Here is a 26147-nt window from a genome sequence, read left to right on the forward strand (position 1 = left end):
TTGCGAGAAACGGATATATCACTGAAGAAATGGATTTTGTTGCTAAAAAAGAAAATCTACCAGTTTCTTTAATAATGGAAGAAGTTGCGCGAGGAAGATTAATTATTCCAGCTAATATTAATCATTTGAATCTAGAGCCAATGTCCATTGGTATTGCCTCTAGATGTAAAGTTAATGCAAATATTGGTGCTTCTCCCAATGCAAGCGATATCAATGAAGAAGTAGAGAAGCTTAAGCTGGCTGTTAAATATGGGGCAGACACGGTTATGGATCTTTCTACTGGAGGAGTAAATTTAGATGAGGTTAGGCAAGCAATTATTCACGAATCGACTGTTCCTATAGGTACAGTTCCTGTTTATCAAGCCTTAGAAAGTGTGCATGGCTCAATAGATAGATTAACTGAAGATGATTTTCTTCATATTATCGAAAAACATTGCCAGCAAGGTGTAGATTATCAAACTATTCACGCTGGATTATTAATAGAGCATTTACCCAAAGTCAAGGGAAGAATCACTGGAATTGTAAGTAGAGGGGGCGGTATATTAGCTCAATGGATGTTGCATCATTTCAAGCAAAATCCTCTTTACACAAGGTTTGATGATATTTGTGAAATTTTTAAGAAATATGATTGTACTTTTTCTTTAGGAGATTCATTAAGGCCTGGATGTTTGCATGATGCTTCTGATGATGCTCAGCTAGCTGAATTAAAGACTTTAGGGGAGCTTACTCGAAGAGCATGGGAACATAATGTTCAAGTAATGGTTGAGGGTCCTGGTCATGTACCTATGGATCAAATTGAGTTTAATGTAAGAAAGCAAATGGAGGAATGTTCAGAGGCTCCTTTTTATGTGCTTGGTCCATTGGTTACTGATATTTCTCCTGGATATGACCATATTTCCAGTGCTATTGGAGCTGCAATGGCTGGTTGGTATGGAACTTCTATGTTATGTTATGTAACCCCTAAGGAGCATCTAGGTCTCCCAAATGCAGAAGATGTACGCGAGGGATTAATTGCTTATAAGATAGCTGCTCATGCTGCTGATATAGCAAGACATCGAGCTGGAGCTCGTGATAGAGATGACGAACTTAGTCATGCAAGATATAACTTTGATTGGAATAAGCAATTCGAACTTTCTTTAGATCCAGAAAGGGCAAAGCAGTTTCATGATGAAACACTACCTGAAGAAATCTTTAAAAAGGCTGAGTTTTGTTCAATGTGTGGACCTAAACATTGTCCAATGAATTCAAAAATTTCTGATGAGTCTCTTGACCAACTTAAAGATAAACTTGAAGGTTGTAATACTTCGGTATAGTTATCAACTAATATCTATAGAATTTCTTTCGTCTTATTGACTACGTTTTCAACAGTAAATCCAAAATTTTTCATACATTCTCCACCTGGAGCTGATGCACCAAACCTATCCATTGTAATACAAATCCCATCAAAACCTGTATACTTATGCCAACCAAATGAATGGGCAGCTTCTACTACTACTCTCTTTTTCACATTACTTGGTAAAACACTTTCTTTGTAAGTTTCCTCTTGCTCTTCGAAAAGTTCTACACAAGGCATAGAAACAACTCTAATTTTTTTACCTAAGTTTGAGATTTCCTTACTTGCTTCAATACAAAGATTTAGTTCGCTTCCAGTACCAATAAATATTAGATCTGGTGTTCCTTCGCAATCGGAAACAACATATCCACCTAGAGCAACTTTGTCTATCGAAGTATTTTCTTGATTTGGCATACCCTGTCTACTTAAACAAAGGGCAGAAGGCCTTTTTCTATTTTGAATAGCAAGCTTATAAGCTCCACTTGTCTCATTTCCATCTCCTGGTCTGAAAACTAGCATGTTAGGCATGGCACGAAGAGAAGGGATAGTTTCAATAGGTTGATGTGTTGGTCCGTCTTCTCCTACACCAATTGAATCATGGGTTAATACATAGATAACTCCTAATTCGCTAAGTGCTGATAGCCTCATTGAACCTCTCATGTAATCGGCGAAAACGAGGAATGTCCCGCCATATGGAATAAGACCACTATTGTGATAGGCAATACCATTAAGTACAGCTGCCATTGCATGTTCACGTACGCCAAAGTGTAAATATCTTTTTTCAGGACTATGAGGCTGGAATGATCCAGTTTCTCCTTTGATATCTGTGTAGTTAGAGTGAGTTAAATCTGCTGATCCACCAATTAATTCAGGTAGGTTAGGGCCTAATGCACCTAAACATATTTGCGAATGCTTTCTGGTAGCTAACCCTTTATCATCAGATGTATAAGAGGGGAGATCTGAGTCCCAATTCTCAGGCAATTTACCCTCTAACATTCTTTTTAACTCGGCTCCTTCAGAGGGATACTTTTTTTGATATTCATCAAATTGAGAATTCCATTCTTTCTCTAAGTATTCTCCTTTGTTAATTGATTTTCTAAAATGTGCATATACTTCATCTGGTATTTCAAATGGAGGATATTGCCAATTTAGAAACTCTCTAGTTAATGCAGCTTCTTCTTCTCCAACTGCAGCTCCATGAATTCCAGCAGTATCTGATTTATTGGGTGAACCATAACCTATTGTTGTAGAAATTTTAATAATTGAAGGTTTGTCTGTAATTAATTTTGCTTTTTCGATAGCTTCAGTTATTCCTTTAACATCATGATTGCCATCTTCAACATGTTGGATATGCCATCCATAAGCTTCGTACCTTTTTAAAACATCTTCTGTGAAAGAAACATCGGTTCTCCCATCAATTGTAATTTGATTATCGTCATAGAGCGCAATTAATTTTCCAAGCTTAAGATGACCAGCTAATGAGCAGGCCTCTGATGCGATACCTTCTTGATTACAGCCGTCACCCATTATTACGTAAGTGTAGTGATCAACAATGTTGCAATCAGCCTTATTAAATTTAGCTGCTAAGTGAGTTTCAGCTATTGCTAAACCAACAGCGTTTGAAATTCCGGCTCCAAGTGGCCCAGCAGTAACTTCAACCCCCTCAGTTTCGAATGTTTCTGGATGTCCAGGAGTTTTTGATCCCCATTGCCTAAATTCTTTAATATCTTCTATAGAAACTGATTTGTAACCTGTCAAATGAAGCAAAGAATATAACAGCATACAGCCATGTCCAGCTGATAATACAAAACGATCTCTATTGAACCATTTTGGGTTATTGGGGTTGTGATTAAGTATATTTTGCCATAATGCATAACCCATAGGAGCACACCCCATTGGTAAGCCAGGATGTCCACTATTAGATTTATTTACTGCATCTACAGCAAGCATTCTTATACTATTTACACAAAGTGATTCTAATGAAACAGATGCAGCGACCATTGTTTTAAAAATAAGTTAAGTTGGAAATACAGAATTGGTTGTCTTTAATTCATTTTGCTGAAAGCAAGGCAAACGTTGTGACCACCAAAGCCGAAAGAATTAGAAAGAGCTACTCTTATTTGAGCTTCTCTCGCATTATTTGGTACATAATCAAGATCACATTCAGGATCTGGATTGACGTAGTTAATTGTAGGAGGGATAAAATTATGTGTCAAAGAAAGTATACAAGCTACAGCTTCTATACCTCCCGAGCCTCCCAAGAGATGACCAGTCATCGACTTAGTAGAGCTTACAGGAATATGGTAAGATCTGTCTTTAAAAATAGATTTAATAGCAGAAGTTTCATTTTTATCGTTAGCTGATGTACTTGTTCCATGAGCATTTATGTAATCAATTTTTTCAAGGCTGAGACAAGCATCTTCCATTGCTAATTTGATAGCTTCGGCACCTCCAACCCCGCCTGGAGATGGAGCAGTAATATGATGAGCATCACATGTTGTTCCATATCCAGTTATTTCTGCATAAATTCTTGCATTTCTCTTTTGTGCATTTTCTAAAGTTTCTAAAACAAGAATTCCAGATCCCTCTCCAATAACAAATCCATCTCTTTCAGCATCAAAAGGTCTACTAGCAGTTTGAGGACTATCATTTCTGAAAGAAAGAGCTTTAGCACTGGCAAAACCAGCTACTCCAAGAGGCGTAATACTTGCTTCTGCTCCTCCACAGATCATTGCATCTGCCTTGCCAAGTTGAAGTAATCTAAAAGAATCACCAATTGCATTTGAACCAGCAGCGCAAGCGGTGGAAACAGAGGAACTTGGTCCTTTTGCACCCAAAGCGATGGCAGCCAATCCAGTGGCCATATTTGGAATCATCATTGGAACTGTAAATGGACTTACTCTTTTAGGCCCTTTATGACTCAATATTTGAGCTTGACTTTCCATAGTTAGCAAGCCTCCAACACCAGAACCAATAATCACCCCAATTTTTGATGCATTAGCTTCAGTAATTTCAAGTCCAGAATCATTAAAGGCTTGCTTTGCAGCAATAACTCCAAACTGGGAAAAACGATCCCATCTTTTGGATTCTTTAGCTTCAATAAAATTATTAGATTGAAGATTTTTTACTTCTGCAGCAAATTTGCAGGGATGTTGTTCAGGATCAAAGAGAGTAATATCTGAAACCCCATTTGTTCCTGTTTGAAGACCGACTAAATATTCATCAATGTTATTACCAATTGGAGTTACTGCTCCGATACCAGTAATAACTACTCGATGGAAATTTGGCATTCTTTATTAACCTTTTTTTTCTTCGATGAATTTTACTGCATCGCCAACAGTTGCGATTCCTTCAGCGGCTTCATCAGGAATTTCAATATCAAATGCCTCTTCTAAAGCCATAACGAGTTCAACTGTATCTAGAGAATCTGCACCTAAATCATTTTGGAAATTTGAATCTGATTTTACTTCTCCTGCTTCAACACTTAATTGTTCTGAAACAATAGAACAAACTTTTTCGAGGATTTCTTGTGACATAGTTTATGGAAATTACTAATTATCTATATGATTTTATGCCCTAGAGTTAACAAGAGTGAAGCATATCTTAATTTTTTTAATTTCTTTGTAAGACAATAGTATTATAAAACGAGGTTCAAAAGACAATTTTTACATGTCACACGCAGTTAAAATTTATGATACTTGCATTGGTTGTACCCAATGTGTAAGGGCTTGCCCACTTGATGTTTTAGAGATGGTTCCTTGGGACGGCTGTAAAGCTGGTCAAATAGCCTCTTCTCCAAGAACAGAAGATTGTGTGGGTTGCAAAAGATGTGAAACGGCATGTCCAACTGATTTCTTAAGTATTCGTGTTTATTTAGGAGATGAGACTTCTAGAAGTATGGGCTTAGCATATTAATTTTTATAGTGCAGTTTTAAGAGAGTCCATCACTTAATAAATATGTACTCTATTTCAATATAATCGGAATAAAAGTTCATATGTGTGGAATAGTTGCAGTAACTGGATATAAAAAAGCTTTACCATTATTAATTAATGGTTTAGAAAAACTTGAATATAGAGGTTACGATTCTGCGGGTATTGCCATAATAAATTCCGAAACAAATTCTATTTCTTGTAATAAAGCAGAGGGAAAACTCAAGAATTTAATAAGTAATCTTAAAGATCATAATATTTCTGGAACTGTTGGTATAGGTCATACCCGATGGGCAACGCATGGAAAGCCTGAGGTTAAAAATGCACATCCTCATACTGATAGTTCAGGAACCATAGCAGTTGTTCAAAATGGCATTATTGAAAATTTCCAAGATTTAAAAAATAAATTAGAGAAAGAGGGCATTATTTTTAATTCTGATACAGATACTGAGGTAATTCCTCATCTAATAAAAAGAGAATTAAATACATTAAGTAAACTTAACCTTGAGAATAATGGCTCTACATTATTAGTGGCTGTGAGAAATGTAATATCCGATTTGGAAGGATCTTATGCTTTAGCCGTTTTATGGGCTGATGCTCCAACCTCTTTGGTAGTTGCGAGAAGACAGGCACCCTTGATTATTGGTTTGGGCGAAGGTGAATTTATTTGTGCAAGTGATACTCCAGCTATTGCAAACTTTACAAATATTATTTTGCCTATGGAGGATGAAGAAATAGCTTTGTTGACTCCTCTTGGAATAGAAATATATGACACAAATAATGAGAGACAATATCGAAATCCAGTTTCTCTCAAAGTCTCAGAGCAAATAATGGATAAGATGAATTTTAAACACTTTATGTTAAAGGAGATATATGATCAGCCCCAGACTGTAAAAAACTGGTTGGAAAGTTATTTAATTCAAAACTTACAAGAGGGCAAATATCAAATTAATTATTCTTTTGACACAAAGTTTTTTGAATCAATAGAAAGAATTGAAATTATCGCTTGTGGTACAAGTAAACATGCTGCAATGGTGGGTAGTTTTTTACTAGAACAATTTTCAGGTATCCCCACAAATGTCTTTTATGCAAGTGAGTTTCGATATTCACCTCCTCCGTTGCTCCCAAATACATTAACTATTGGGGTCACTCAATCTGGAGAAACTGCTGATACAATTGCAGCTATCGATATGGAAATTAAGAGACGGTCTTCGATTGAAGATACAAGTTTCAAACCAAATCTTATTGCCATAACAAATAGAAAAGAGAGCTCGATAGGAAGGCAGGTTTCAAATATAATTGATATCTGCGCAGGAATAGAGGTGGGAGTTGCAGCAACAAAAACCTTTTTTGCTCAATTACTTTCTTTTTATGGTTTAGCTATAAAATTTGCGGAAATTAAAGGTAGTCGAAGCTTAAAGGAAATAAATAATTTAATAAATGAACTTATTAAACTTCCTCCATTAATAGAAAATCTTTTAGAGCAACATAATAAATCTTCAGAAAAGCTAGCACATGATTTTTTTAATATTAAAGATGTTATTTTTTTAGGAAGGGGTATAAATTATCCTATAGCTCTTGAGGGAGCGTTAAAACTCAAAGAAATTAGTTACATTCATGCGGCTGGATATCCAGCTGGAGAGATGAAACATGGTCCAATAGCTTTGTTAGATAAAAAAGTCCCTGTAATTTCTATTGCTTCCCCTGGTGAAGTTTTCGATAAAGTTATAAGTAATGCTCAAGAAGCAAAAGCTAGAGATTCATATTTGATTGGGATTGCCCCTCAATGTAATGGAACTGAAATTTTTGATTATTTAATGGAAGTTCCTTCCTCTAATGAATGGATTGCGCCTTTACTTAACATAGTGCCGTTACAATTGTTGAGTTATCATATCGCTGCTCATAGAGGACTTGATGTGGATCAACCAAGAAATTTAGCTAAGAGTGTAACTGTTGAATGATGAGTTTCTAATAAATTTTTACTTTTTAAAATTTATAGCTCTAAAAGTCCATTTGGAGGATTGATAATTAGAAAATTATTTTTTATATCTACTAATGGAACTATTGCTTTAACAAATGGTACAAAAACTTCTTTTTGATTTTTAAATAGTTCAATAACAAGTAAATTATTGTTCTCATTTTCTAAATTGATAACTTTCCCAATTGTCTTTAATTCATCATTTTCTAAAGTCTTGACCTCAAGATTTATAAGTTCCAACAAGTGAAATTCTTCTTTATTTAAGGTGGGTAGTTTATCGGTTTTTACAAGAATTTTAAATTTTTTTAGTTGCTCTGCATTATTTCTTGTATTTATTCCTTGGAACTTAACAATAAAAGTTTCTTTACCAGGCTGTTTGAAACCAGAGGTAAGTTCTATTTGTGTTGGAGCTTCAAATTCTTTTTGTAACCATCTCTTACCTGGTTTTAAAAATCTTTCATCAAAATCACTTAGAGATTTAACCTTTACTTGCCCATTAATTCCATGACATGATGTTATTAATCCAACAACCAACCATTCATTTTTATTTATCATATATTGTATTAAGTAATGTTTTTTATGGAATTATCGTCTAAACCTATACTCCCTGGCTCTTTTGTAATTGTAAAAGATAATAACTCCATATATAGGGGATATAAAGGGTTTGTACAAAGAGTTACAAAAAAAAAAGCAGCCGTTCTCTTCGAAGGAGGTAATTGGGATAAACTCATAACTTTTCAGCTAATTAATTTAGAAATATTGTAAAAATTAGAATTTACCTATATTTATTAATTTTTCTATTAAATTTCTAGCTGCGTTAGTTTCTGCTTGTTTATGTGATTTGCCTAATGCAGAGGATTCTTTTAATCCCTCGATAAAAATATCGCAAGAAAATCTTTTTGGGTCTCCATTTTTTTTAGAGAGTTCAATTATTTTGTACATTGGTAAATCAAACCCTTTACTTTGACACCACTCTTGTAATACTGTTTTAGCTTTAAATTTATATGGAGCTTTAAGAATAATTTCTGAATCTTCCTCCCAAAAATCATCTAACCATAGATTTATTTCTTGAATTGAATCAAAGCATTTATAAATTGCACCAATTAAAGCTTCTGTGGCTTCACCAATAATAGTGTTTTTTGAATTTATGTCCCCAACAGCTTTTGGCCCTTTAATTATTAATTTCTCAATACCAATTTTTTTTCCTAATTTAGTTAACCATTCATCACTTACAATCTGTGCCCTCAACTCTGACTGTTCTCCAACACTCATTTGAGGATATTTTTTTTCAATAAAATTCGAAGCAGCTAATCTGAGAACAGCATCGCCAAAAAATTCTAATTTTTCGTAATTTATAATCTTGTTATTTGAGGCATGGATGAATGCTTTATTACAATCTTGAATCAATGAAATATTTTGTTCATTAATTATCTCAGAAAATCTTTTTGATCTAATTTTTAAAGACTTTAAAAAAGTAATTATTTGATTAATTCTCGCTTGGTTAATTATATTTGTCATATGATTTAAATAATCAAAAATAATTAGAAAGCAGGTCATAAGCCGGGTTCTGTTCATCTTAAATAAGATGGGCAATCATCTATCTAGGGCTGGAATTACTCCTCAGTCTCAAGCGGCTCTTAAAAGTAGATTGTGTAATGGTCATTAATCTACTAAGCCTTGCACCCAGCCGGGGTTTACCTAGCCAACACTTCTCAATGTTGCTGGTGCGCTCTTACCGCACCCTTGCACCCTTGCCATACATAAGTATTAGGCGGTATGTTTCTGTGGCACTATCCTCACGGTTACCCGCACTGGGAATTACCCAGCAAGCCTGACCATTTGGGAGCCCGGACTTTCCTCAAAAAAGTTTTATTTTGTTTCCAAAATAAAACTTTTTTGCGATCGCCTCTCCTGCTTTCATTTAGCATAGTGCTAATTACACAAAAAATCATCTATTGGGGCTGTAGCTCAGCAGGATAGAGCAACGGTTTCCTAAACCGTAGGTCGTGGGTTCGACTCCCGCCAGTCCCGTTAAAGTAATAAACTATATGTAGTATATGTGCAAACTTGCTACTCTCTAGCTAGCGTATAGTTAGTAGTAAATCTTTTATGGCTAAGTTGCATGATATGCGTTTAAAACTCTTAATTCAACAAGAGCATGAACGTATTTCTAAATCCCAACCTAATGATTTAGATCTTTCAATAGTTCAGGCAAGATGCTTGTGTTGGCTTGCCTTATTGGCAGAAGCTCATGAAGATCAAGCAAATGATGCTGAAAAAAGAGGAGATGCTGAACAAGCAATGGGTTGGTTTGCTGATTCTATGAGATTAAGAGATGTCATAAATTTGGTTACCAGTATTGAAATACCTTTGCCAGATACTCCGGATTCACTAGATGAAAATGACGAATTATTGGATGGCCCTACAATTATGCCTAAATAGTGAGATGATATAAAAAGAGTTATATTTTCTTTTGACCGAAGAACCATGTCAATGCTCTGATTGTCAGAGATTTTACAAAGAGCATGATCGTTTGATTAGAGAATTCCCTACTTTTAAACAACAACAAGAATTAAATTGGGCATCAATACAATCTTTCAGAACTCTTTGCAATAATGTGACTAATGAGTTGCAAAGGTTAATATCTGAAAGATGTTCTAATGAAGATATTAATTTAGAAGAAAAACATATTTCTGACATTGATATAACTGAAGCTTTAGATCAACTTGAAAGTGTTAATGCTTATTTGTATTCCATTGAAACTTTGATGGAAAGAATTTTGGATACAAAAATTTCAAACAATATTGAATCAAAATTTAAAGAAATTGCTGACGAATTAGCACCAGACCCATTAAATATAGATCGACTAATTTTGAATAGATTATTTCATCAAACTCCAGATTCACAAGATAAGAAAAATATTAATTAGTTAATTCTTCGACATCGCAAGTTATTTCTACTGGCATTGGAGAGACTTTCCAAATGGATTTGCAGTACTCTCTAATGGATCTATCTGAAGAAAAATATCCTGATCTAGCAGTATTTAATAATGCCATTTTATTCCAAGATTTTTTGTTATTCCAGCATTCACTTACTTCGTCCTGTTTATTTAAATAGTCTTCAAAGTCAGCCATAACAAAAAATGGGTCATGACCAGTCAAGCTATTTAATAAAGGTTTAAATAATTCTTTATCTCCATTGCTAAAATGGCCGATTTCAATTAACCGTATTACCTCTTTAAGCTCTGGACAATTGTCAATGAAAGTTTTCGGGGAGTAATTATTATTGTTTAAATCCATAATTTCGCTTTCAGTTTTACCAAAAAGAAAGAAATTCTCTTTTTTTACAAGATCTCTTAGTTCCACATTAGCTCCATCTAAGGTTCCAATAGTTAATGCTCCATTCATGGCAAACTTCATATTTCCAGTTCCAGATGCTTCTTTTCCTGCAGTCGAAATTTGTTCTGAAAGATCAGTTGCAGGATAAACTATTTCTCCAAGTTTAACGTTGTAGTCTGGGAGAAAAACAACCCTTAATAAACCATCCATATCTGGATCAGAATTAACTACATCAGCAATACCATTAATGAATCGAATCATTAGCTTTGCCATAAAGTAACCTGGTGCGGCTTTACCGCCGAATATTATTGTTCTTGGTACTTCATACTTGTTTGTACCATTTTTTATTCTTAGATATTGAGCAATAATTTGTAGAGCGTTTAAGTGTTGCCTTTTGTATTGGTGGATTCGTTTTACTTGAACATCAAATAAACTTGATGGATCTACTAGTATTCCAGTTTTTGAATGGATAAAACTAGCTAATTTTCTTTTGCCATTTAATTTAGATTCTTCAAATTTTTGTAAAAAATTATTGTCATCTTTTTTCTCCTCTAACTTTTTAAGAAGTTCCATATTAGTTATCCAATCAGGACCAACCTCCTTTTCTAGCAGGTTAGATAATGATGGATTTGATAGAGCTACCCATCTCCTTGGGGTAACTCCATTAGTAACATTCGTGAATTTTTCAGGCCATAGTTCTGCAAATTCAGGAAGAAGTTGTCTTTTTATTAGATCTGAGTGGAGTGTTGCGACTCCATTAATATGATGTGCTCCAATTGTTGCTAAATGAGCCATTCTTACTGATTTAGAGCCTTCTTCATCAATTATTGAAAGTTTTTGAAGGATTTTGTCATCTCCAGGATATCGTAGTCTTAATTGTTGTAAAAATCTCCAATTAATTTCATAAATAATTTCTAGATGGCGAGGGAGGAGATCATTAAATAAACCTAAATCCCATTTCTCTAAGGCTTCTGGAAGTAAAGTATGGTTTGTATAAGCAACTGAGGAGGTTGTTATATTCCAGGCTTTATCCCAACCTACTTGATATTGGTCAATAAGAAGTCGCATTAATTCTGCAACTGCAATTGCAGGATGAGTATCATTTAATTGGACTGTCCAATGTCGAGGAAAGTCTGTTATTGGTATTGATCTTTTTTCAAGGCTTCTCAACATATCCTGAAGAGAACAACTTACGAAAAAGTGCTGTTGTTTGAGTCTTAATCTTCTTCCCTCATCAGTTCCATCATTTGGGTAAAGAACTTTTGAAAGAGTTTCAGAAGCAACTTTTTCTTCTACTGCTCCATAATAATCACCAATATTAAAGGCATAAAAATCAAAACTCTCTGTTGCATCAGCTCTCCATAATCTTAATCTGTCACATGTGTTTACTCTGTATCCAAGTACTGGAACATCATGAGGAACTCCAATAGCATGTTCCGAAGGAATCCATCTTGATCTGAAGTTTCCTCTATCATCTCTATAACTTTCAGTTCTACCTCCAAATCCTACAAAACATGATTCGTCAGGTTGCGGAAGTTCCCATGGCCATCCACCTTTTAGCCATTTATCAGTAACTTCAACTTGCCAACCATCTCTAATTAATTGGTTGAATATACCAAATTCATAGCGAATACCATAACCAACTGCTGGAACTTGTAGAGATGCTAATGATTCCATATAACAAGCAGCCAGTCTGCCAAGTCCACCATTACCTAGTCCAGGTTCCTCTTCTACTTCAAGAATTGTTGATAATGATTCAATTCCAAATCTTTTCAAAGCATCTTCCGCTTCTTGAGTTATTCCAAGATTTAGGAGGTTATTACTTAATTGAGGACCTATTAGAAATTCTGCTGATAAGTAGGCAACTGTTTTTTGAGGTTTTTTTCTTATGACTTCTTGACTAGCTAAATATCTTGTCATTAGCCTATCTTTGACTGCATAGCTTAAAGCCATATACAAGTCATGAGGACTTGCAGAAGTAGCTAACTTACCAAGTGTGTAGAAAAGATGAGCTGTCATTCCTTGAAAAACAGCATCAGAATCCATGCCAGCTTTCTCAGGATCTAAATAGCAGCCTGGAGTAGGCAAGCGTAGATCGAAGGGTTCGTTGGAATTCGTTGGATTAGCCATATAACAAACAATAGCCATTTTTTTGGAAATTTCTTTGTTGTAACTTCAGATCCACACTTGTTGAGTATTTTTGCTTTTTTCTTACATATTTCTTAAAGTGGGCCCTCTATAAACTATCTTCCAATTAGGTAGTTTATTTTTTCTTTCATTTCATATGTATTGTTTACTTGCTGAATTAAGTGCACATGATTTAGAAGTTGCTGAAACGTTGATAGGAGTTATAAGGTTTCTATTGATATTTTTGGCTGCAAGAGCATTAGCAGAAGTATTAGTGAGACTAAGTTTACCAACGATAGTAGGCGAGCTTCTTGCAGGGGTTGTAATAGGGGCGTCAGGATTCCATTTATTGATACCTCCTTCGGCCGGAACGGAACTAAATGAAGGACTTGTAAATGTTATAAGCTCCTTAGCGTCAATCCCTCCAGAAGCTGTACCTGATGTTTATTTCGAAAGTTTTCCATCTCTACAAGCAGTAGCAACTCTTGGCTTATATGCTCTTTTATTTTTAACAGGATTAGAAAGTGAGTTAGAGGAATTAGTAGCTGTTGGAGCTCAGGCTTTTACAGTTGCTATGGCTGGTGTAATTTTACCGTTTGCATTTGGAACTCTAGGATTGATGTTTATTTTTCAAGTAGATTTGATTCCAGCAGTTTTTGCTGGAGCATCCATGACAGCAACAAGTATAGGAATTACTGCAAGTGTTTTTGGAGAATTAGGCTATTTGAAAACTAGAGAAGGACAGATTGTTATTGGTGCGGCTGTTTTGGATGATATTTTGGGTATTGTTATTCTTGCAGTTGTAGTCGCCCTTGCCGCCGGAGGTTCATTAGAAATTGCTCCTATCGTTAAATTAGTTGCAGCAGCTGTAGTATTTGTGATTGCTGCTATAGCATTAAGTAGAACAGCAGCTCCCGGTTTTGATTGGTTACTAGATAGATTAAAGGCTCCAGGAGCCGTAGTGGTAGCTTCCTTTGTGATACTGGTTTTGTGTTGTTTTGTCGCGACAGCCATTGGATTAGAAGCAGCTTTGGGTGCATTTGCGGCTGGACTAATTCTTAGTAGTTCTAAAAATAATCACGCAATTCAACAATCTGTTTTACCTTTAGTATCCTTATTCGCAACTATTTTCTTTGTATTAGTAGGAGCTGGAATGGATTTATCAGTTATCAATCCACTTGATCCAACAAGTAGATCAGCTTTAGTGGTTGCAGGCTTTTTGTTAGTTGTAGCAATCATTGGAAAAATTGCAGCAGGATGGGTATTTTCAAGTGACAAACCTACAAATAGATTAGTTGTAGGTTTGGGTATGATGCCTAGAGGAGAGGTTGGTTTAATTTTTCTTGGACTAGGAACAAGCGCAAAGTTATTAACTCCTTCTCTTGAGGCAGCAATTTTATTAATGGTTATTGGAACTACATTTCTTGCTCCCGTTCTATTGAGGATTGTTCTAAAAGATAAGCCACCAAATGATGGCAATAAAATTTCAGATGATGTTGCAGCTGATCCTGTGGGCCTTCTTTAGGAAATAAGTTTATTAGAATTAAAAAACAAAAAGATTTAAATAAATGGAAAAAACAGCTTTGATAGATAGTGATGTAAATTACGACTGGAATTTTTTAAATTACCCAATACATATTGTTTCTGCTAAGCCTGAGAAAACATCAAAAGAATGTGCAATTTTATTAATTCATGGTTTCGGTGCTTCTACGGATCATTGGAGATTTAATATCCCTGTATTGAGTACAAAGTATGAAGTTCATGCTATGGATTTACTCGGTTTTGGAAAAAGTCCTAAGCCTCAAGATGTTGATTACTCAGGATCTTTATGGAAAGATCAGGTTGTCGCTTATGTAAAAGAAAAAATAAAAAAACCTACAATTGTTGTTGGAAATTCATTAGGTGGTTATGCAGCATTAGCAGCTGGTGCAGAATTAAATGAGCTAAATGCAGGAGTGATATTACTTAACGCCGCAGGATATTTTAGTGAAGAAAAAACTATCAAAAAGAATATGTTGCAAACTTCAATTGAAACAGTTGCCGGAATATTTTTGAAAAATATTGTTCTTCAACGTCTGATTTTTGAGAATATGAGAAATCCAAAAAATATTAAAAAAACTTTGAATCAAGTTTATGTTGATAAAAAAAATGTTGATGATTTTTTAGTTGAGTCTATAAGGAAGCCTTCGCTAGATTTCGGAGCTTTTAATGTTTTTAGAAGTGTATTTAACCCATCAGGTCCGCAGGGATTGCCTTTAGATAAGTTATTCGCAAAACTAAATGCACCATTATTACTTCTTTGGGGAGGAAAAGATCCATGGATGAATACTCCAAAAAAAAGAAATCTATATAAAAAATTTACACCAAAGAATACAAAAGAAATTATTCTTGATGCAGGACATTGTCCTCATGATGAGATACCTGAATTAGTTAATCAGCACATTTTGGATTGGGTTGATTCTATTTAAGTAATAATTGTGAAACTTGAATTATCTAACAAAGAACAAGGAATTTTTGTCTTTCAATTAGATAAAAAAAACTACATTAAATTTTGTCCTGAAAGAGGAGGTGTTATTACAAATTGGGTTTCGGATGGTAATGAAATACTTTATTTCGATGAAAAAAGATTTATGGAAAAGGAAAAAAGTATTCGTGGAGGCATTCCAATCTTGTTTCCAATATGTGGAAATCTCAATACATCGAGTTCAGTATTTGGAAATGGTTATCTGCAATTACCACAACATGGTTTCGCTAGGGATTTGCAATGGCAATACTCCTTCAATGAAAATGAAAAAATTTTATGCTTATTCTTAAATGCATCTAAAAAAACCAAAAAATATTATCCTTTCGATTTCGAACTAAGAATAGAAGTTACCTTAAAGATTAACTGTTTAGAATTTGAAATTATAATCTTTAACAAAACAGACTTTGCAATGCCTATAAATTTTGGTTTGCATCCTTATTTTAATGTTTCAGATTTCAAATATTTAGAGTTTATTGATCATCCACTTAATTGTCAGGATCAAGAAAGAAACACTTTAAGTAATACTTTGGATCAATTAAACAAAATTAATTTAGGAGTTGATCTGCTTATGTATACTTCCGGTAGAATTTCTTTTAGAGATGAAATTTTTAAAAGAGAGGTAACTTTAAATCATCCATATCCTTTTGATTTAGGCGTTATTTGGAGTGATCCTCCAAGGAGAATGATATGTCTCGAACCTTGGACTAGTCCCCGAAATTCTTTTGTCGATGGATTTAGAAGCATTATGATTCCTTCAAATGATAGTAAAAGGTTAAATGCCTCAATCCAAATAAAATCTCTTAAGTAGTAACAATGCAATACTTATGAAATTTGTCGTTATAGATGATGATCCCACAGGCTCTCAAACTGTTCATCATTGTTTATTACTTCTTAAGTGGGACTGCACAACTTTACTCAAAGGTTTTGAATCTAAATCTAATTTATTTTTTATTTTGGCTAATACAAGGTCATTATCGGAAAATGATGCGAAATTAACAATAGAGGAAATTTGCAAAAATCTAAAGACTGTAATTGCTTCTCAAGCCTATGAAGAAGAAATTATTTTTATAAGTAGAGGAGATTCTACTCTTAGAGGACATAATTTTTTAGAGCCAAGTGCTCTAAATATTTGCTTAGGTCCTTTTGATGCTACTTTTCATATTCCAGCTTTCATAGAGGGTAAAAGATTAACAATTAATGGATCTCATTTTGTTGATAATACCCCTATTAGTAAAACTATTTTTGCAAAAGATAAAATATTTGGATATGAGACAAGTAATGTCAAGAATCTTTTATTTCAGCAGAGTAAATCGCAGCTAAATATTGAAGATATTCAAAATCTTTTATTGTCAGATGTCGAAATGCTAAATGATGAAGAAAATAATATTGTTTTTAAAAGACTAAAGAACTTGAAGAATAATAAACATGTAATTGTAGATGTAGAAAATTATTCTCAACTAAAAAACTTTTCTTTAGTAATTAAAAAATTAATTAAACATAAAAAATTCCTTTTTCGAACTGCAGCAAGTTTTATAAGTTCAATTTCTGAGAAAAAAAGTGTCTCTCAGAGTGAAATATTTTTCTCTAATTTAAGAATAAGAAATAAAGAAAAGAATTTTCTTCCAGGGCTGATAGTTGTTGGATCTTATGTAGAACTTTCAACAATGCAATTGAATAATTTATTGGAGATAAGTGATTGCAATCCAGTTGAATTAGATGTTTATGAATTCTTTAAAATTATTTCATCAGATAATAATCAAAAGCAAAGGAATTTGTTTAAAAATAAATTCTTGAAAGAAATTAGATTTTCTTTTGAGACAGGAAAAACTCCTGTTTTGTTTACTTCAAGAAAATTTATGTCCTTAGATTCTTCTGAACTATTTAACTTTTATAATTTACTTGCTTGTTTTATTGCTGAATTAGTAGCAAATTTGAAGTATGAAATAGGATATTTGATTTCAAAAGGTGGAATAACAACAAATTTGATTCTTAGTAATGGACTTAATGCAGATTATGTTTATCTTGAAGGACAGATTTTAAAAGGCATTTCAGTGGTGACTTACAATCTAAAAAATGGCGAAAAACTTCCTATTGTTACTCATCCTGGAAACATTGGCACTAAAGATTCACTAGTTGATATTTGGAAAGTTTTTGACAATAAAAATAATTTTTAAAATTAGAAATTTGAGATAATTTCTTCAGCAAAACTGCTGCAGGATAAAGGTTCTACTTTTGGTTCCATTAAGCGTGCTAGATCATAGGTGACTTTTTTTTGCTCTATTGCATTACTTAAACCGTTAGTAATTAAGTTAGCTGCTTCATTCCAACCAAAATATTCCAGCATCATTACACCACTAAGAATTACTGAGCCTGGATTAATCTTGTTTAAGCCTGCATGTTTTGGAGCAGTACCGTGCGTAGCTTCGAAAATTGCTGCATTATCTCCAATATTTGCACCGGGGGCCATACCTAGGCCTCCAACAATTGCTGCAGCCGCATCAGAAACATAGTCCCCATTAAGGTTTAATGTTGCAAGAATTGAATATTCTTGAGGTCTTGTTTGAATTTGTTGGAATATACTATCAGCTATCCGATCATCAACAAGAATAAGTTCTCTCCATTTTCCATTTCCGTGAGAATTTGATATTGATGCAATAACTTCTTTAATTTCTTCGCAAATGAATGCTTTTTTGTTGTTTGTAAGCTTGTCAAAACCTGGTTCAATTTTTCGAGCATTATTTTCAATTGTAATTTCTGGATTTTTCTGAATATTATCTAAAATCCAGCTTTCTCTTTCTGTGATGCAATCTTCTCTAAATTCATTTACTGCTAATTCATATCCCCAATCTCTAAATGCACCTTCTGTATATTTCATGATATTCCCTTTATGAACAAGAGTCACATGTCTTTTATCTCCTGATAATCTTTTAGCATGTTCAATAGCTTTTCTAATATGCCTTTGGCTACCAGATTTACTAACCGGTTTTATTCCAATACCTGATCCGTTTGGTATGGATCTATTTTTTAAATTTTTACTTTTTGGTATGACAAAGTTATTTAAGTGATTAATTAATTCAAGACAATTATTATCCTCCGCTTCCCATTCAATTCCCATATAGATATCCTCAGTATTTTCTCTATAAACAATAACGTCTAAATTTTGAGGATTTTTGTGAGGGCTTGGAGTTCCTGAATAATATTTACATGGTCTAACACAGCTATATAAATCAAAGATTTGCCTTAATGCAACATTAAGAGATCTAATACCTCCACCGATGGGAGTTGTTAGAGGACCTTTGATGGCTACACCAAAGTGTTTTATTGCTTCAATAGTGTCTTGAGGGAGATAGTTATATGTTCCATAAAGTTCACAAGCTTCATCGCCTGCATAAACTTTAAACCAATTAATTTTTCTTTCATCTCCGTAGCTTTTCTTAATCGCTGAATCAAGAACGATTTGAGTAGCAGGCCAAATATCAACTCCAGTACCATCACCCCTAATAAATGGGACAATTGGATTATTAGGAACATTAGGTTTGCCTTGATTAAAAGTTATTATCTCGCCTTTATTAGGTAAAGTTAATTTTTCAAATTTTGGCATAGCATTGAATTAATAAAAGATAACTCACTGAACTTCCTCGTATTGTAATTTGCGATGGGTTATTTTCTTTAAAACCTAGAAATTTATTATTCAAATGTGAATAGAGAATACTTTATTGATCAGCATTTCAACATCTTTATTAAAAGAAAAAGTAGTTAATAAGCAAGTGAAAGCAAATTATGTCATTTTCAAAAAAAATACTCAGCTACTGATGAATGCGAGTTCAAATGTAAGTAATGTTGAAATAGCTAATAAAATTGCTTCTACTGCGGCTTTGTTTCGGAAATATTTTCCAGATGCAAGCGTAAACTTTAGTCCCTGGGACAATTCAAATAATGAATCCATGCAAGATACTATTGATTTTGCGTTTCATTTCCCTGGTTGGAGTCCTCTTATTGAATGTAGAGCGATACTTTTACAATTAAGAATTGAAAATTATAATAATGACAGAGTCCCGAAATTGTTGGGAATAATAATGCGAGGTATGATTGTTCCATCCGAGAGATGGAGAGTGGCCACCATCGGTGATTGGGAAATGACTGGCACTCATCTACCGCAAAAGGAACAAAAAGATAACCTTTTTTTGGTTTGTAAAGAACTTTATAAGCTATTCTCTACAACATCTGCTGGTAACAAAAATTAGCTGTTTTGTGTATTTTCCTTGTAGATTAAATACACTTACAAAATAATTCAAAATATATGGCAGTCGCTCTTGCAGGACAATTAAGAGAAGGGACAAAAAAATCCCATACTATGGCAGAAAATACCGGCTTTGTGGCTTGTTTTTTAAAAGGTGTTGTTGAAAAAAAATCTTATAGAAAATTATTAAGTGATTTATATTTTGTTTATGAGGCTATGGAAGAAGAAATTGAAAGACTGATCAATGAGGAACATCCCGTAATAAAACCTATAGGTTTTAAATCATTATTCAGGAAAGAAACTTTAGTAAATGATCTTAAATTTTATTTTGGTGAAAACTGGAAGAATGAAATTAATATTTCTCACTCAGCAAAGGAATATGTTGAAAGAATCCGAGAGGTCGCAAAAAATTCGCCAGAGCTGTTGGTTGGTCACCACTATACTCGCTATATAGGAGATTTATCTGGGGGACAAATTTTGAAAAGGATCGCTAAAAAAGCTTTAAATTTGAAGGGAAATGATGGTTTAAATTTTTATGAGTTTGAATTAATTGCTGATGAAAAGAAATTCAAGGAAGAATATTCCCTTACTTTGAATCAACTTCCAATAAATCAAAAGACTGCTGATCAAATTATTGATGAAGCTAATCAAGCTTTTACTTACAATATGAAAATGTTTAAGGAGCTCGAAGGTAACTTGATTGCTGTTTTAGGCAAGATTGTATTTAACTACATTACAAAAAAAGTAAGGAAAGGAAGCACCGAGACCTAGTAATTTATGTTTGATTCATTAGTTGATTTCCTTAAAACCAATATTGATGAATTAAATGGTCATGAAGTACAAATATCTAGCGAATTCAAAGAACATCACAATGAAGACTCAAAATATATTATTAAAAATTGGCTTTTTTCATCTCCCGAATATAGAAAGTGGCGAATAACAAGACTAGATGGTGGCAAAAAACTGCAAGTGTTTAATACAGTCGCATATCCAAATTTTGATAGTGAAATGCCTATTTTAGGAGCTGATATTTTATGGTTTGAAACTTCTCAAAAGTTATTAGCAATACTTGATTATCAACCTTTAATTCAAGAAGGGAAGTATCTTGAAAAATATTGTTCAAGTTTAGGTAGTATTAAGAAAAAATATTCTGCATTTGATAATAATAAAATGAAGAATATATATGATTCAAAAAAGTATTTTTCCCCATGGGTGATTATATGTAGAGGAAACAAATCAAATCTTGATAGAGATTTAAATAATATATTCCATTCATTTGTAAATAACTATTTGAATATTTATAAATCGAATCCTGTTAATCAATTTTTAAATGCAGAAGAAATTAAGATTAATCAAATTAAATATGATAAGTACAGTTTTGAAAAAGACCCTGCAGATAAATTGTTTAAATCTTTTTTTGGAGAAAAATGGACAAATAAATTTATAAATAAATTTCTTTTTACATTAAATAATGAGATTATTCATTGAATGTTGATACAAGATACTATTTTTTACAGGCCAGATTGGAGATGGCATAATTTTCTAAAATATTTAACTAATAATTTAAGAAAATATAACTGTTTAGAAAAAATAATACCCTCGGAATATTCTTATAAAGATTCAACATATGGTTCAAAAAAATCAAAAAAAAATGTGAATCTCTCTACTTGGGGTGTGACACATAAAAAAAGAATTCAATTCGCAAGAGCAGTGTGTATAAATAGTCCAAATTATTCTGTTTTAAATTTTTTAATTATTCCTAATACTATTTATAATGTCCCATTTTTTGGATTAGATTTTGTTTCTCTTCCTAATAGTCATTTATTAGTATTAGATTTTCAGCCTTCATTAAAAATACAAGATCAATACAATAATGAGTTATTAGAAAAACTTATAAAACTCAAAAATCATTGTCATTCATCACTCCCATTAGCTGAAAAAATGCCTGAAGATGTAGCTAAATTTTTTTCTCCAGGAGTAATCTGGTCAAAATTACCAAAAGAAGAAAGAAGTGATTTTTTAATTGCTAATCAGCTTTATATCTCATTTAAACAATATCTTGATTTATATTTGGAAATTCTTTTCGAAACCAAAGTAGCCAATATGGAACTGCAAAAAGAATTAAAAAATGGTCAAAATAATTATTTGAAGTATAGGAGAGATAACGATCCAGCAAGGCCAATGTTGTCGAGTTTGTTTGGTAAAGAATTTACTGAATCTTTAATCAAAGAAGTTTTATTTACTACTTAAAAGTCTTATAATTTAGATGAATTTGAAATAATATGCAAAAAATTTCTGTTCTTTTTGTATGTTTGGGAAATATTTGTAGGTCTCCTGCAGCAGAAGCTATCTTTATCAGTCTACTTGAAAGGAAGCGATTAACGGATGGCTTTATTATAGATTCTGCTGGAACTGGCAGTTGGCATATTGGAAAAAAAGCTGACTCTAGGATGAGAATTGCGGCAGAAAGAAGAGATATAAATATCTTAAGCAGGGCTCGGCAAATTACTAGCAAAGATTTTGACAAATTTAACTATATTCTTGCGATGGACGACTCAAATTTTAGAAATATTCAAGATCTTAAAAATAGAACAGCTTCAACTGATTTTGCATCGATAAAAAAAATACAAGATTTTAGATCAGTTTTTAATGAGCAAGAAGTACCTGACCCATATTTTGGAGGTGATGAGGGCTTCGATTATGTCCTTGATATTTTAGAAGACTCTGTAAACGGTTTTTTGGAAAGTATTTCTTGAATTTAATTGATCTCAGTCTCTTTAGGAATCTTGTCATTATAAAGATCAATAATTTTATCCACTACCTCATTAATTGAGTATCCATCCGTAACAATTTCTATTGCGTCATTCGCTTTTGTTAGAGGTGAAATATCCCTATTGGAATCTTCAAAATCTCTTTTCTTAATAAGTTCTTTTAATGTATTGAGGTCTATCTCTTGTGAATCTTTACTATTTTTATCAGATTTTCTTCTTTTTGCTCTTTCATCGATGCTAGCAGTTAAAAATATTTTAAGTTCTGCATGAGGAAAAACAGTAGTTCCTATATCTCTTCCCTCAGCAACAAGTCCGCCTGTTTTACCAATTTTTCTTTGTTCTTCTACTAAGAATTTTCTTACTTCTTTTATTGAGGAAATTTTAGAAACGATGGAACTTATCTTTTGCGAACGAATTTCTTCAGTAACACAGTAGTTATTAATATAAACATCCTGATGTGAATTTGTATTCGACTTGAAAACAATAGATATATCTTTAAGAATATTCTGTAATTTTTTTTCTTTTTTATAATCAATACTTTCTTTTATCATAAGCCAACTCAATGCTCTATACATTGCTCCAGTATCTAAATATAAAAGTTTAAGTTTCTTCGCTATTAACTTTGTTACGGTACTTTTACCTGAACCTGCAGGACCATCAATTGCAATAATCGGCCTTCTTTTCATTAGAAAAACGTGATCAATTAATCTTGTCTCTCCACATCTTATCGCACCAGCCAGTAACGAAATATTATCCTCAAGACTTGCTTTTTGGAGTGTATAAGGGTGTAAATGTTCTAAATATTCAACTGAAATTTTTTTTGCTGATAGCTTTTTAATTATTGCGTTTAAATTAATCTTTTTTTCTTGTTGAAAAATTTTTTTTGCTTCTAATAACTCACTTGAAAAAAATTTAATTAATTTTCTTTCGTTTTTTGATAAATGTAAATTACGTGAACTTAAAGGAATTCCATCAAAATCTCTTTGTGTAGGAATAGATTTAATAGCAACATTTAATTTCTTTCTTTGGACAAGATTCTTTAAAATTAAAAGTTGTTGCCAATCTTTTTCTCCTAAGTAAAGATTTTTTGGCTTGATCAGATTAAGTAATCTATAAACTACTGTACAAACGCCATCAAAATGTCCAATTCTATTTAATCCACATAATGTAGAAGACAATTCTTTTGGAGCTTTTAAGAATTTAATATTTTTATTATTCGGTGGATATATATCTTCATTACTTGGGATGAAGATGGCATCTGCGCCATTTGAAAAGGAGATTTTTATATCATTATCAATTGTTTTAGGGTATTTCTCTAAATCTAACTTGTTATTAAATTGAAGTGGATTAATAAAAATACTTACTAAATTAACATAAGCATTGTCATTTTTTGCTGTTGATATTAGTTTTATATGTCCATTATGAAGATTCCCCATTGTTGGAATGAAGTTAATTTCACTATTTATATTTCTCCTCCAATTTTCTATTTCTTCAGTTTTCCTTATGATTACTTTCTTCACTTTGTTTTTAAAAAATAAATCTATTTGATAAATAATTACTGGACAAAAGCAATCTTAGGAGGAATATCTATATAGGAAAGTCTATCATTTTTATTTCATGGATTACAAAACATCGGGTGTTGATATAGAGGCTGGGAGAGAATTTGTTTCCGAAATTAAACAGGCAGTTGAAGGAACTCATACATCGAATGTGATTGAGGGTATTGGTGGGTTCGGAGGTTTATTTAGAATTCCCATCGATAGTTTTAAAAAACCAGTTCTTGTTTCAGGAACTGATGGTGTTGGAACAAAATTAGAATTAGCCCAAAGTAAAAATTTTCACTTTGAGGTTGGTATCGATTTAGTTGCTATGTGTATTAACGATATCATTACTAGTGGTGCAAAACCTTTATTTTTTTTGGATTATATTGCAACTGGCAAACTTGATAAGAAACAATTATTGAGGGTTGTTCAGGGAATTTCATATGGCTGCCGAGAAAATAACTGTTCATTACTTGGCGGAGAAACTGCTGAAATGCCAGGATTTTATTCAAAAAATAAGTATGATCTTGCAGGATTTTGTGTTGGAATAGTTGATGAGGATAAGCTTATTAATGGTAAAAAAGTATCTGAAAATGACTTAATAATTGCTTTAAAAAGTAATGGAGTTCACAGTAACGGCTTTAGTTTAATCAGAAAAATTATTCAAAACAATAATCAAATAGATAAAGAATTTGAAAAAGTTTCTCACTTAAATTTTTATGATGAGTTATTGAAACCTACAAAAATTTACAATAATGTCATCAACCAAATGTTATCTGAAAATATAGAAATCAAAGCAATGTCTCATATTACTGGAGGAGGAATTCCAGAAAATTTACCAAGATGTATGTCTTCTGATTTTATCCCTTATATAAATACGAGTTCTTGGGAAATACCTATTTTATTTAAATTCCTTAAAGATAAAGGATCAATTCCTGAAAAAGATTTTTGGAATACTTTCAATCTTGGTGTGGGATTTTGTCTAATTATTGATAAACAATTTAAGGACGCGATATTAAATATCTGTAAATATCATGGCATAGATAGTTGGGAAATTGGAAAGATAGTTCGAAAAAATGATTCAACAATTAGTAAATTTTTGCCAGAAATTTTAACCTAAATTTTTTTATCTTTTTAAAATGAGTTTTAAAAAATTATTTTTTATACCCAAATGAAAAAGTTAGGTGTAATATAATAAGATTACCGCCGAATTATATCGGAAGTTTAAGTATTAAGATTTAACCTTTATTCAATGCCCTTTGCAAATAATCAAAGAATTACACGTAGACGTAGTTCAGCTGGCCCTACACCTCCAAAAAGACCAATAGGTGCAAATTCTGAATCAATTGGTAGGCAGGCTCAAGGCCCAAGACCAACTTTCTTAACACTAAGGGATCATGGGAAAGTTTTTGTTGCTGATTTACCTAATTTGTCCGACGGTCAATTAGCTCATATAAGTAAAGAAGCAAATGAAGTTTTAAATAGTTTGGAAAAAAGACTTAGTGATCTTGAAAATGAACCTAATGTTACTAATCCTGAAAACGATACACTGATAAAAGCCTCTACCAAAAGAGATGTCACACTGAGGTTTATTAAATCAATAGAAGAAGAGCAAGAACATAGAAAGAATAATCCTGCTTTACGAGATGCTGCATCTGAATCGTTGCCGAGAACTTTTCTTGAGGTTGCTAGACATAGATTGCCAGGAGCAACCTTTGACTCACTACTTCGAGAGGCTCTTGAAGCTTGCGCAGTTGATGAGAGTACTGAAGAAAATCAAGTTATTGATGAACCTAAAGAAACTGTAAAAATTATGGACATACCCTCTTCCAACACAAATGCTTCACTTGTTGTTAGTATCGAATCGAGCGATGCTTCCAAGAATGACTCTATTTGATTCAACACAAGAGTTAATAAGTTTTAAAGACGAAAATAATTCAAAAATTAACCATTCTTCAGATAAAGATCCCATTTTATGTAAGCATTGCGAAAGAACTGCATCTAATGGTGTTAGATGTTTAGGAATGTGTGTAGCAGATAATGATTACTAAAATAATTCAAACTTATATATAAATAATCTGATGAAAATAATTAATAGATCCATTAAATTTTATTTATTAATAGATATAGGGTATTATTTATCAGTAATAAAGAAAAGATTATTTTTCTGTGTATCAATAAGTAATTGAAACTTTATACCCATTATTTGAAATTGAAGTTCTTCGAAAACTTCATAATTAAATTTGTAAAAAAATTAAATAAGGCGGCACCCAGATTCGAACTGGGGATAAAGGATTTGCAATCCTCTGCCTTACCACTTGGCCATGCCGCCGAAAAAGATTCGATTGAGTCTTCTTATGATCTT

The 26147-nt window shown here is 32.8% G+C and carries 26 protein-coding genes, 2 tRNA genes and 1 other RNA gene; 19 read left to right on the plus strand and 10 right to left on the minus strand.

Annotated elements, in window-relative coordinates; all coding sequences use genetic code 11:
* Window positions 1-1313: phosphomethylpyrimidine synthase ThiC (gene thiC, locus EU95_RS05505; protein ID WP_032521928.1), on the plus strand; the 1313-nt coding region annotated here is incomplete at its 5' end.
* 14 nt (window positions 1314-1327) lie between these two features.
* Here the strand turns inward: thiC and tkt are convergent.
* The 3 genes from tkt to acpP are packed head-to-tail and all read right to left on the minus strand — an operon-like array spanning window position 1328 to window position 4869.
* Complete coding sequence (gene tkt / locus EU95_RS05500) at window positions 1328-3334, minus strand: transketolase (RefSeq protein ID WP_032521929.1); 2007 nt, start codon at window positions 3332-3334, stop codon at window positions 1328-1330.
* A gap of 44 nt (window positions 3335-3378) precedes the next feature.
* Window positions 3379-4623 carry a beta-ketoacyl-ACP synthase II gene (fabF, locus tag EU95_RS05495; RefSeq protein ID WP_032521930.1) on the minus strand — a complete coding sequence of 415 codons (1245 nt, stop codon included), beginning with the start codon at window positions 4621-4623 and terminating at the stop codon, window positions 3379-3381.
* Between the two features lie 6 nt (window positions 4624-4629).
* On the minus strand, window positions 4630-4869 hold the full coding sequence (gene acpP / locus EU95_RS05490) for an acyl carrier protein (protein WP_002808065.1): 240 nt from the start codon (window positions 4867-4869) through the stop codon (window positions 4630-4632).
* A gap of 133 nt (window positions 4870-5002) precedes the next feature.
* Between acpP and psaC the strand changes: the two genes are divergently transcribed.
* Window positions 5003-5248 carry a photosystem I iron-sulfur center protein PsaC gene (gene psaC / locus EU95_RS0108860; protein WP_007099573.1) on the plus strand — a complete coding sequence of 82 codons (246 nt, stop codon included), beginning with the start codon at window positions 5003-5005 and terminating at the stop codon, window positions 5246-5248.
* Between the two features lie 80 nt (window positions 5249-5328).
* Complete coding sequence (gene glmS / locus EU95_RS05485) at window positions 5329-7224, plus strand: glutamine--fructose-6-phosphate transaminase (isomerizing) (RefSeq protein ID WP_032521931.1); 1896 nt, start codon at window positions 5329-5331, stop codon at window positions 7222-7224.
* A 32-nt stretch (window positions 7225-7256) separates the two neighbouring features.
* Here the strand turns inward: glmS and rimM are convergent, their stop codons facing one another.
* The gene (rimM, locus tag EU95_RS05480; protein WP_032521933.1) at window positions 7257-7796 is read right to left on the minus strand and encodes a ribosome maturation factor RimM; all 540 of its coding nucleotides are present in this window, start codon (window positions 7794-7796) and stop codon (window positions 7257-7259) included.
* Window positions 7797-7820: 24 nt separating this feature from the next.
* Between rimM and EU95_RS05475 the strand changes: the two genes are divergently transcribed.
* Window positions 7821-8006 carry an NAD(P)H dehydrogenase subunit NdhS gene (locus EU95_RS05475; RefSeq protein WP_032521935.1) on the plus strand — a complete coding sequence of 62 codons (186 nt, stop codon included), beginning with the start codon at window positions 7821-7823 and terminating at the stop codon, window positions 8004-8006.
* Between the two features lie 3 nt (window positions 8007-8009).
* Here EU95_RS05475 and EU95_RS05470 read toward each other — a convergent pair whose 3' ends face one another.
* Both EU95_RS05470 and rnpB read right to left on the minus strand, forming a co-directional pair.
* On the minus strand, window positions 8010-8759 hold the full coding sequence (locus EU95_RS05470; protein WP_032521936.1) for a ribonuclease III family protein: 750 nt from the start codon (window positions 8757-8759) through the stop codon (window positions 8010-8012).
* 22 nt (window positions 8760-8781) lie between these two features.
* An RNA gene (gene rnpB / locus EU95_RS09345) (RNase P RNA component class A) lies at window positions 8782-9160 on the minus strand.
* Window positions 9161-9198: 38 nt separating this feature from the next.
* On the opposite strand from rnpB, the gene EU95_RS05465 reads away from it, so the two are divergent.
* From EU95_RS05465 to EU95_RS05455, 3 genes are all read left to right on the plus strand, one after another.
* Window positions 9199-9272, plus strand: a tRNA-Arg gene (locus tag EU95_RS05465).
* A 78-nt stretch (window positions 9273-9350) separates the two neighbouring features.
* Window positions 9351-9683 (plus strand): hypothetical protein, encoded by a 333-nt coding sequence (locus EU95_RS05460; protein ID WP_032521937.1) that lies wholly within the window; start codon window positions 9351-9353, stop codon window positions 9681-9683.
* Window positions 9684-9714: 31 nt separating this feature from the next.
* A complete protein-coding gene (locus EU95_RS05455) occupies window positions 9715-10170 on the plus strand; it encodes a hypothetical protein (protein ID WP_032521938.1) in 456 nt (151 codons plus the stop codon).
* On the opposite strand, the gene EU95_RS05450 is transcribed toward EU95_RS05455, so the two are convergent.
* Entirely contained in the window at window positions 10163-12709 is a 2547-nt protein-coding gene (locus tag EU95_RS05450; RefSeq protein ID WP_032522119.1) for a glycogen/starch/alpha-glucan phosphorylase, read from the minus strand. The two genes, EU95_RS05455 and EU95_RS05450, sit on opposite strands and share 8 nt — an antisense overlap.
* Window positions 12710-12863: 154 nt before the next feature.
* Between EU95_RS05450 and EU95_RS05445 the strand changes: the two genes are divergently transcribed.
* Genes EU95_RS05445 through EU95_RS05430 form a run of 4 tightly spaced genes read left to right on the plus strand, consistent with a single transcriptional unit; the run spans window position 12864 to window position 17404 of the window.
* Entirely contained in the window at window positions 12864-14231 is a 1368-nt protein-coding gene (locus tag EU95_RS05445) for a cation:proton antiporter (RefSeq protein ID WP_032521939.1), read from the plus strand.
* A gap of 43 nt (window positions 14232-14274) precedes the next feature.
* Entirely contained in the window at window positions 14275-15174 is a 900-nt protein-coding gene (locus tag EU95_RS05440) for an alpha/beta fold hydrolase (RefSeq protein ID WP_032521940.1), read from the plus strand.
* A 9-nt stretch (window positions 15175-15183) separates the two neighbouring features.
* Complete coding sequence (locus EU95_RS05435; protein ID WP_032521942.1) at window positions 15184-16038, plus strand: galactose mutarotase; 855 nt, start codon at window positions 15184-15186, stop codon at window positions 16036-16038.
* A gap of 16 nt (window positions 16039-16054) precedes the next feature.
* Complete coding sequence (locus tag EU95_RS05430; protein WP_032521943.1) at window positions 16055-17404, plus strand: four-carbon acid sugar kinase family protein; 1350 nt, start codon at window positions 16055-16057, stop codon at window positions 17402-17404.
* 2 nt (window positions 17405-17406) lie between these two features.
* Here EU95_RS05430 and EU95_RS05425 read toward each other — a convergent pair whose 3' ends face one another.
* Window positions 17407-18831 carry an NADP-dependent isocitrate dehydrogenase gene (locus EU95_RS05425; protein ID WP_032521944.1) on the minus strand — a complete coding sequence of 475 codons (1425 nt, stop codon included), beginning with the start codon at window positions 18829-18831 and terminating at the stop codon, window positions 17407-17409.
* Window positions 18832-19042: 211 nt separating this feature from the next.
* Between EU95_RS05425 and EU95_RS05420 the strand changes: the two genes are divergently transcribed.
* The 5 genes from EU95_RS05420 to EU95_RS05400 are packed head-to-tail and all read left to right on the plus strand — an operon-like array spanning window position 19043 to window position 22226.
* Window positions 19043-19474: a hypothetical protein gene (locus tag EU95_RS05420; RefSeq protein WP_032522120.1), complete on the plus strand. Its 432-nt coding sequence runs from the start codon at window positions 19043-19045 to the stop codon at window positions 19472-19474.
* Between the two features lie 56 nt (window positions 19475-19530).
* Window positions 19531-20241, plus strand: a complete 711-nt coding sequence (locus EU95_RS05415; RefSeq protein ID WP_032521945.1) for a heme oxygenase (biliverdin-producing) — start codon at window positions 19531-19533, stop codon at window positions 20239-20241.
* 6 nt (window positions 20242-20247) lie between these two features.
* A complete protein-coding gene (locus EU95_RS05410) occupies window positions 20248-20958 on the plus strand; it encodes a 15,16-dihydrobiliverdin:ferredoxin oxidoreductase (protein ID WP_032521946.1) in 711 nt (236 codons plus the stop codon).
* Window positions 20959-21720, plus strand: a complete 762-nt coding sequence (locus EU95_RS05405; RefSeq protein ID WP_032521947.1) for a phycoerythrobilin:ferredoxin oxidoreductase — start codon at window positions 20959-20961, stop codon at window positions 21718-21720.
* Window positions 21721-21752: 32 nt separating this feature from the next.
* Window positions 21753-22226 carry a low molecular weight protein-tyrosine-phosphatase gene (locus EU95_RS05400; RefSeq protein ID WP_032521948.1) on the plus strand — a complete coding sequence of 158 codons (474 nt, stop codon included), beginning with the start codon at window positions 21753-21755 and terminating at the stop codon, window positions 22224-22226.
* A 2-nt stretch (window positions 22227-22228) separates the two neighbouring features.
* On the opposite strand, the gene EU95_RS05395 is transcribed toward EU95_RS05400, so the two are convergent.
* Complete coding sequence (locus EU95_RS05395) at window positions 22229-23761, minus strand: bifunctional pantoate--beta-alanine ligase/(d)CMP kinase (RefSeq protein ID WP_032521949.1); 1533 nt, start codon at window positions 23759-23761, stop codon at window positions 22229-22231.
* A gap of 97 nt (window positions 23762-23858) precedes the next feature.
* On the opposite strand from EU95_RS05395, the gene purM reads away from it, so the two are divergent.
* From purM to EU95_RS09865, 3 genes are all read left to right on the plus strand, one after another.
* A complete protein-coding gene (gene purM, locus EU95_RS05390; RefSeq protein ID WP_032521950.1) occupies window positions 23859-24902 on the plus strand; it encodes a phosphoribosylformylglycinamidine cyclo-ligase in 1044 nt (347 codons plus the stop codon).
* A 132-nt stretch (window positions 24903-25034) separates the two neighbouring features.
* A complete protein-coding gene (locus EU95_RS05385; RefSeq protein ID WP_032521952.1) occupies window positions 25035-25679 on the plus strand; it encodes a hypothetical protein in 645 nt (214 codons plus the stop codon).
* Window positions 25666-25833, plus strand: a complete 168-nt coding sequence (locus tag EU95_RS09865; RefSeq protein WP_193742462.1) for a hypothetical protein — start codon at window positions 25666-25668, stop codon at window positions 25831-25833. The genes EU95_RS05385 and EU95_RS09865 overlap by 14 nt, the downstream gene beginning before the upstream one ends.
* 210 nt (window positions 25834-26043) lie before the next feature.
* Here the strand turns inward: EU95_RS09865 and EU95_RS05380 are convergent.
* Window positions 26044-26114, minus strand: a tRNA-Cys gene (locus EU95_RS05380).
* Window positions 26115-26147: the final 33 nt, after the last annotated feature.

It is taken from the genome of Prochlorococcus marinus str. MIT 9201, assembly GCF_000759955.1.
Classification (GTDB): Bacteria; Cyanobacteriota; Cyanobacteriia; order PCC-6307; family Cyanobiaceae; genus Prochlorococcus_A; species Prochlorococcus_A marinus_G.

Excerpts from the sequence above, each read along its gene's own strand:
- tkt (WP_032521929.1), bottom strand. The coding sequence starts at position 3,334 with ATGGTCGCTGCATCTGTTTCATTAGAATCACTTTGTGTAAATAGTATA.
- fabF (WP_032521930.1), bottom strand. The coding sequence starts at position 4,623 with ATGCCAAATTTCCATCGAGTAGTTATTACTGGTATCGGAGCAGTAACT.
- acpP (WP_002808065.1), bottom strand. The coding sequence starts at position 4,869 with ATGTCACAAGAAATCCTCGAAAAAGTTTGTTCTATTGTTTCAGAACAA.
- psaC (WP_007099573.1), top strand. The coding sequence starts at position 5,003 with ATGTCACACGCAGTTAAAATTTATGATACTTGCATTGGTTGTACCCAA.
- glmS (WP_032521931.1), top strand. The coding sequence starts at position 5,329 with ATGTGTGGAATAGTTGCAGTAACTGGATATAAAAAAGCTTTACCATTA.
- rimM (WP_032521933.1), bottom strand. The coding sequence starts at position 7,796 with ATGATAAATAAAAATGAATGGTTGGTTGTTGGATTAATAACATCATGT.
- EU95_RS05475 (WP_032521935.1), top strand. The coding sequence starts at position 7,821 with ATGGAATTATCGTCTAAACCTATACTCCCTGGCTCTTTTGTAATTGTA.
- EU95_RS05470 (WP_032521936.1), bottom strand. The coding sequence starts at position 8,759 with ATGACAAATATAATTAACCAAGCGAGAATTAATCAAATAATTACTTTT.
- EU95_RS05460 (WP_032521937.1), top strand. The coding sequence starts at position 9,351 with ATGGCTAAGTTGCATGATATGCGTTTAAAACTCTTAATTCAACAAGAG.
- EU95_RS05450 (WP_032522119.1), bottom strand. The coding sequence starts at position 12,709 with ATGGCTAATCCAACGAATTCCAACGAACCCTTCGATCTACGCTTGCCT.
- EU95_RS05445 (WP_032521939.1), top strand. The coding sequence starts at position 12,864 with ATGTATTGTTTACTTGCTGAATTAAGTGCACATGATTTAGAAGTTGCT.
- EU95_RS05440 (WP_032521940.1), top strand. The coding sequence starts at position 14,275 with ATGGAAAAAACAGCTTTGATAGATAGTGATGTAAATTACGACTGGAAT.
- EU95_RS05430 (WP_032521943.1), top strand. The coding sequence starts at position 16,055 with ATGAAATTTGTCGTTATAGATGATGATCCCACAGGCTCTCAAACTGTT.
- EU95_RS05425 (WP_032521944.1), bottom strand. The coding sequence starts at position 18,831 with ATGCCAAAATTTGAAAAATTAACTTTACCTAATAAAGGCGAGATAATA.
- EU95_RS05420 (WP_032522120.1), top strand. The coding sequence starts at position 19,043 with ATGAATGCGAGTTCAAATGTAAGTAATGTTGAAATAGCTAATAAAATT.
- EU95_RS05415 (WP_032521945.1), top strand. The coding sequence starts at position 19,531 with ATGGCAGTCGCTCTTGCAGGACAATTAAGAGAAGGGACAAAAAAATCC.
- EU95_RS05410 (WP_032521946.1), top strand. The coding sequence starts at position 20,248 with ATGTTTGATTCATTAGTTGATTTCCTTAAAACCAATATTGATGAATTA.
- EU95_RS05405 (WP_032521947.1), top strand. The coding sequence starts at position 20,959 with ATGTTGATACAAGATACTATTTTTTACAGGCCAGATTGGAGATGGCAT.
- EU95_RS05400 (WP_032521948.1), top strand. The coding sequence starts at position 21,753 with ATGCAAAAAATTTCTGTTCTTTTTGTATGTTTGGGAAATATTTGTAGG.
- purM (WP_032521950.1), top strand. The coding sequence starts at position 23,859 with ATGGATTACAAAACATCGGGTGTTGATATAGAGGCTGGGAGAGAATTT.
- EU95_RS05385 (WP_032521952.1), top strand. The coding sequence starts at position 25,035 with ATGCCCTTTGCAAATAATCAAAGAATTACACGTAGACGTAGTTCAGCT.
- EU95_RS09865 (WP_193742462.1), top strand. The coding sequence starts at position 25,666 with ATGACTCTATTTGATTCAACACAAGAGTTAATAAGTTTTAAAGACGAA.